Consider the following 4,377-nt stretch of genomic DNA (forward strand, 5'->3'; position numbering starts at 1 on the left):
CCCCGCTTTGCCGAACAGAGCCAAATCGAAATGATGTTAAACATCGAAGACGGCAATGAAATTGCCCAAAACGACAACGAAATCAAAACCAGCTTGCCTAAAGTCGGTCGCACCAAAATCAGCACCGTGGCACGGGTGCCTAAAGGCAAAAGCTTGCTGATCGGCGGTTATACCCGCGACAGCAGTAACAACACCGAAGCCAAAATCCCCGGTTTAGGCAGCCTGCCGTGGGTCGGTGGACTCTTTCGCTACCGGCAAAGCGCCAGCGCCAACACCGTCCGCGTCTTTTTGATTCAACCGCGCGAAATTGAGGGTCCCTTAAGCCGCGATGCCAGTGATATCGCCGGCGAGATGGTGAAAGATCTCAATGCCGAGCCCTTACAGGATTGGATGCGGAATTATATGGATAGCCAAAAATGGACATAAAATACACTTATCAACCGGTGATCATTAACCCTGCTAAATACAATGCTAAAAAAGCAGCAAGGATTAAGGCAGAAAAGGTTAAAGCAGAAAAAGAAAATGAAAAAGTACAGATGCTACGAGAAGAATCAATGCAGAGAGGCGATCTAGAGATCCTCGATGATGGTTCCCCAGTAGCACAATTACAGCGTTTTCATCAGTCCACCGATGAAATGTCAGCGGCACTGAGACAGTTTCTGTGGAGGCGTACTCATGAAAAAAACTCAGGAGATTTATCAGAAAGTTTTGAACGCATTCTTGATGAAGACGTATTTCCTAAAATCAACGCATTATTGAAAGAAGTCGCTTCGCTGCAAGAGGGAAGTATTGAAAATCTATTGCGTCATGCTCACCTTTTCTTTATGGACGACAGCGATCTGGTGCTGGTATTACGTGAAGTACTAAAGCGACGGAATCTAGATGAACTGATTAGAAAACGTCTGCTTACTTTGCTCAAACACGTTGAGGCGACCGCAGACCCACGGCGCTTAAAAGCAGGGATCAATACCGCACTAAAGGCACGTCTCTTTGGTAAGGCATTGAACATTAATCCGGCATTAATTCGCCAGAGTTACCGCTATTTTCTAGAAAGCGATGCCAGAGAGATTGAAATATATCAAGAGTGGATTATCAGCTATGGCTATCAAAAACGGGCTGCCATCGTCGATTTTATGGAAGGCGCATTACTCACTGATATTGATTCGCAAGATCCAAGCTGTTCGAGACATGAGTTTGGTAATTTACTCGGCAAACTGGGACAGCTCAAACTCTTACGTTCAAGCGATGCTCTTTTTATTAAAAAAATACTTGGGATCCCACTGGTTCGCACCTTTAATGACAGTGAAAAATCTTGGTTACTTTTTATGCTTTGTATTTTACAAGATCCTGATGATCTAGATGATTTTTTAACAGAAGTCGTCGGTGAACGTACTTTTTTTAGTCGAAGTGCATTGCGTTCTTCATTATTGCAAGTTATTTATCGTGCTTGTAAATCGCTGCCACTGGAACTTTTTATCGAACCAGGCTACAGCCAGATTTTAGCTGAAAAATTAGCAAAAATTGCTTACGACCAAGAGCGGATTGAGCATCAAAGAGCGATGGAACAACATGAAAAATCAGCTGGATTTATTTATCGGCCACAACAAAATAAACGGAGAGAAGTGCTTAGTTTATAGCGATCATTTTCTATTATTTTAATTATAATAAAAAATTATTATCATTTTTCTATAGAATATTTTTATAAAAATCGCTCTACATATAAAAAATTATTAAATTTTAATATCGATTTAATTAAAAAATAGTTAATCGAAAAATCATTTTTTTACAAAAAAAAGATAAATAAAAGCATCAGCATTTTAAATAAACGATATTTGAAAGATTGCTTTTTTTATTCTGTTTTAATTTACTCACCCCTATTTCTGGTAGTGAGATTATAACCGGAGTTTTTATGAATAAGTTTGACGATACCAATGAAGAACAAGTGACAGATATGATTTTGGAGGCAATCAATGATTCTGCAACATTAAAAGATATTCATTCTATACCTGATGAAATGATGGAGGGACTGTATGCACATGCTTATGATTTTTATAAAAAAGGCAGGCTTGATGATGCAGAAACTTTTTTTCGTTTTCTTTGCATGTACGATTTTTATAATCCTGACTATTTTACTGGTCTGGCGGCAGTGTACCAACTGAAAAAACATTACCAGAAAGCAGCCGATTTATATTCAGTCGCTTTCGCATTAAGTAAAAACGATTATAAACCGGTATTTTTCAGTGGCCAGTGCCAATTACTCATGGGCAAAATATCAAGCGCAAACCAATGCTTTGAATTGGTTTATCAAAACAGTAATGACAATACATTATGTCTTAAAGCAAAAGCTTATCTAGACACAATAAAACCCTCTATAAAATCTGAAAAGACAATTGAAAAGGAATAAATTAAATGGCTGAGATAGATAAAGAAAATATAAAGCGTATGTCTACTGGCATTAATCATGGCGCCCATCCATTGGCGAAAGTTATTGCCGAGAAGACGCAAATCAGTAAAGAACAGATCCGAAATATTACTCACGAAGCACAGGATTTATTTAACCAAACCCGAGCCATTGATCTTGCAGATGGAGCCGGCGAAATGACTCTTCTATCAGAAGAAGAGTTTAATAACATGCCAGAATTAACTCCACCTAAAACTGAACGGTTAATTAGCCAAAAAAATGTATTACAACGAGCGGCAATAATACAAAAAACAGAAGTAGAAAATACTGAAAATATTAACAATAAACAATATGCACAAATGGAACACTTGATGACTTCAATTGATGAGGAATCAATGGAACAGCGAAAAGAAAATTTAGCTGATCGCGCTAAAAAACAAGATATAAAACAAGAGGGAATAAAAGAACAAAATAAAAGTCAGCAGCAAACAAAAAATACTGAAAACTTATATAACAATAGTCAGAGTCAGCAAAAAGTTTTCATGGAGAAATGGAGTGAATTAGAGCAGGGCTTTACACCTGAAAAGATCACAGAAACCTTATCCCTGCGTGCTGCAGAACGTAATCTAATGAGAGAGAACTTGGATAAGGTGTCGAATCAATTTAGCAAAGAAATGGAGCAATTAGATATAGCCATTCAAAATGTTGCGCAACATAAAGCAACATTATTAGAAAAATTCGCTAATGTAAACCAGGCACCCGATGATCTTAAAGAAGCTTTTCTTACTGCTATCAATGCAGCAACAGAAAAACTGACAAAAAGTGATCATTTACTTAAAGAAATAAAAAATATACCGGTTGCTGATCCTCAATCAGTAAAAAAAGATTTAGAACAAATCAATTTACACGGTAGAGCCTTGTTGGATTTAGTAATAGGAATGTTTATTGAAACAAACAATAACGCATCAGTAGAAAAATTAAATAACAATAGGGATAGAATTGAAAAAATACAGCTCGCCAATATCAATGAATTAAAAGTAAAAGAGCAAGAGGCAACAGAAGCCGCTGAAAAAGCAGCAAAACTCGGAAAAATTGGTACCTGTATTGCTAAGGTTCTTACCTATCTCATCGTGGCAGTATCTGTAATAGGAGCAGTATTCACGGCTGGCGCTAGCCTGGCGATTGGTATAGCACTACTCGTAACAGACAGCGTGATGGAAGCCGCGGGGGTAGAATCACTCTCATCGAGGATGATGAGCCCGCTGATGACCGAGGTCATTCAACCCGCAATAAAATGGCTCACTGAAGCGTTCGTCAAAATATTAAAAGAAACCGGGCTAGGCGATCTGATCAATAAAGCGGCCGGAAAAGATATTACCGAGATCATTGCCACTGCATTAGCCGCAGTCACAGTAATAATAGGCATGGTGGTTTTAATGGTGGTAGCGAAAGTGGGTGGCAGTTTTATTGCAAAACAGCTTGGACCTATGTTCACTAAAATAATGAGCAAAATCGCCACCAGTGCTTTTGCCACGGCAATAAAGAATTTTGGTCAGAACATATCAAAATTTGTGATAAAAAAGATACCAGAAAAGCTCAAAGAATGGGCCACACAATTAAATGAATTTATTTTAAAGACTTTAATAAATGGAAACACTATTGCTTATACAAAAATGTCATTAACAGTGGCTAACGCATCAGTAAAAGCAGGTTTTGATATCAGTAAGGGCGTATCTGATAAATATATTTATGATCTACGTGCATCCATGATGATGATAGAAAAAATATCAGAAATATTACAAGAGTTATCATCTGAACCGCTCAAGAAATTTATGGAATCATTCGATGTTAATAATGTAATGACAAAGACACTTTATGATTCTATAAACAACACTCATAAAACAGCACAGGCTATCTTAGCTTAATCGATTAATTTTAAATAAAATACAGGAATAATAAAATGCTAGAGACAAAAG

General features: G+C 37.4%; 3 protein-coding genes and 1 pseudogene. All 4 read left to right on the plus strand.

Features of this window, described 5'->3' with window-relative positions:
• A pseudogene (locus tag REG_RS14995) lies at positions 1-426 on the plus strand (EscC/YscC/HrcC family type III secretion system outer membrane ring protein); the annotation flags it as partial.
• Positions 417-1,637 (plus strand): type III secretion system gatekeeper subunit SctW, encoded by a 1,221-nt coding sequence (gene sctW / locus REG_RS10180; RefSeq protein ID WP_006705566.1) that lies wholly within the window; start codon positions 417-419, stop codon positions 1,635-1,637. The pseudogene REG_RS14995 and the gene sctW, both read left to right, overlap by 10 nt.
• A 272-nt stretch (positions 1,638-1,909) precedes the next feature.
• Positions 1,910-2,404, plus strand: coding sequence for a type III secretion system translocator chaperone SicA (gene sicA, locus REG_RS10185; protein WP_006705567.1), 495 nt, complete (start codon positions 1,910-1,912; stop codon positions 2,402-2,404).
• A gap of 5 nt (positions 2,405-2,409) precedes the next feature.
• Positions 2,410-4,326, plus strand: a complete 1,917-nt coding sequence (sctE, locus tag REG_RS10190) for a type III secretion system translocon subunit SctE (protein ID WP_006705568.1) — start codon at positions 2,410-2,412, stop codon at positions 4,324-4,326.
• The last annotated feature ends 51 nt before the right edge of the window (positions 4,327-4,377 follow it).

It is taken from the genome of Candidatus Regiella insecticola LSR1, from assembly GCF_000143625.1.
Classification (GTDB): domain Bacteria; phylum Pseudomonadota; class Gammaproteobacteria; order Enterobacterales; family Enterobacteriaceae; genus Regiella; species Regiella insecticola.

Bases quoted from the DNA above. Each gene is read 5' to 3' on its own strand.
- sctE (WP_006705568.1), top strand. From the start codon at position 2,410: ATGGCTGAGATAGATAAAGAAAATATAAAGCGTATGTCTACTGGCATT.
- sctW (WP_006705566.1), top strand. From the start codon at position 417: ATGGACATAAAATACACTTATCAACCGGTGATCATTAACCCTGCTAAA.
- sicA (WP_006705567.1), top strand. From the start codon at position 1,910: ATGAATAAGTTTGACGATACCAATGAAGAACAAGTGACAGATATGATT.